The organism is Dissulfurimicrobium sp. (assembly GCF_049968175.1).
Classification (GTDB): Bacteria; Desulfobacterota; Dissulfuribacteria; order Dissulfuribacterales; family Sh68; genus Dissulfurimicrobium; species Dissulfurimicrobium hydrothermale.
On record NZ_JBMFRG010000035.1, the window covers coordinates 20,921 to 22,160 of the forward strand.

General features: G+C 52.3%; 2 protein-coding genes and 1 pseudogene. All 3 read right to left on the reverse strand.

Translation table 11 applies throughout. The features are described from left to right. A pseudogene (locus ACP5SG_RS06055) lies at positions 1-255 on the reverse strand (hypothetical protein); the annotation flags it as partial. Further along, the gene (locus tag ACP5SG_RS06060; protein WP_330873330.1) at positions 218-688 is read right to left on the reverse strand and encodes a TolC family protein; all 471 of its coding nucleotides are present in this window, start codon (positions 686-688) and stop codon (positions 218-220) included. The gene ACP5SG_RS06060 and the pseudogene ACP5SG_RS06055, both read right to left, overlap by 38 nt. Next, the coding region (locus tag ACP5SG_RS06065) for a TolC family protein (protein ID WP_428122883.1) at positions 640-1,240 on the reverse strand (601 nt) is incomplete at its 5' end. The genes ACP5SG_RS06065 and ACP5SG_RS06060, both read right to left, overlap by 49 nt.

A 1,240-nucleotide genomic window follows, 5' to 3' on the forward strand; every position in this document is an offset into this window, starting at 1 on the left:
GCCGGACACCCGCGGGCTTATTGGAATGATATCTCCATCGATAAAGGCATCATCGGTGGATTCGTGAGATAATGAATGGATATAGTAAGGGATGCCGATGATCAGTGCTAGAATTACCAGCCCGCCCGCCGTCCACCAGACGATTTTTTTACGGTGGAAAGGCCCTGCCGAGGAACTGTTGGGTCCCATAGATTCCGTTTCATTGGCGGCTATATCGCTATTTCGGCTTTTTTCTGTCATCTCTACCCATTTCATTAGGTTCAAGAAAGTTGTTTTTTGTAGGTGGTGGCATAAGGAAAAGTTCTGGATTCAATTCTCCTGTCACGCGCAAGAGTTTCAAATAATCAACATCTTGATTGAATTTTGCAGTTGAAAGGGACAGTTCCGCGGATAGCAGACCCTCTTGGGCAATTAGCCGCTCAAGGTTTGTTCCAAGTCCGGCATTGAATGCGGCTGTTGCCTGCCGCACCCCTTCCCGGGCCGCTTTGACCTGGATATCGAGCTGATCGATCTGTTGCCTAGCCCTTTGGAGATTTTCCACAGCCATTCGTAGATCCTTCAATATCTGCCGGCGGATATACATCTCGGAGAGTCGAGCTTGCCGCAGGCGCGAATAAGCGGTGCGGACATCCGCATGAATCAATCCGGCTGAAAAATAGGGACATTGACCTGGATCATGGAGGTCCAATCCACATCGTTGGGGAAGGTATCCCGGGACAGGTAGCGCATCAAGTTGAGGGAGACCGACGGGAAATATTCGCCCCAGGCCGCTTCCAGTGCGGCGGCCGCAGCCTTCACCCGTTCATGGGCAGCCGTTAGGTCTTGTCGATGCGTCTCGGTTAGCTTCAACAAGGTGTCGATGTGCCAGTTTATCGACGGAATTTTCAGTCCGCCGGTGAGCGGTCCCTTGACTGCCGGTACACCGATTAAAAATGCCAGCATCGCCCGGCCGTTTTTTACATCGGCCTTGGCTTGAATCAACTCGTTTTGCGTCTTCGCCAGCTGTGATTCGGCTAGAAAGACATCCACCGGCCGTGCCACACCAGTCTTTTCTTTCACTTGAATGTCTGCGAGCCGCTGTCGGGCGACTTTGATTGAATACTTTAAAACCGCAACCTGCTTTTCTGAGTGCATCACTTGAAAATAGGTCCTGGCCACATCCAGCATGAGAAGGGCCTGGCGATCCAGGAGTACCGCCCGCTGCATCTTAGCGAAAGCCCCGGCTGTTTGTAGGGCCGGC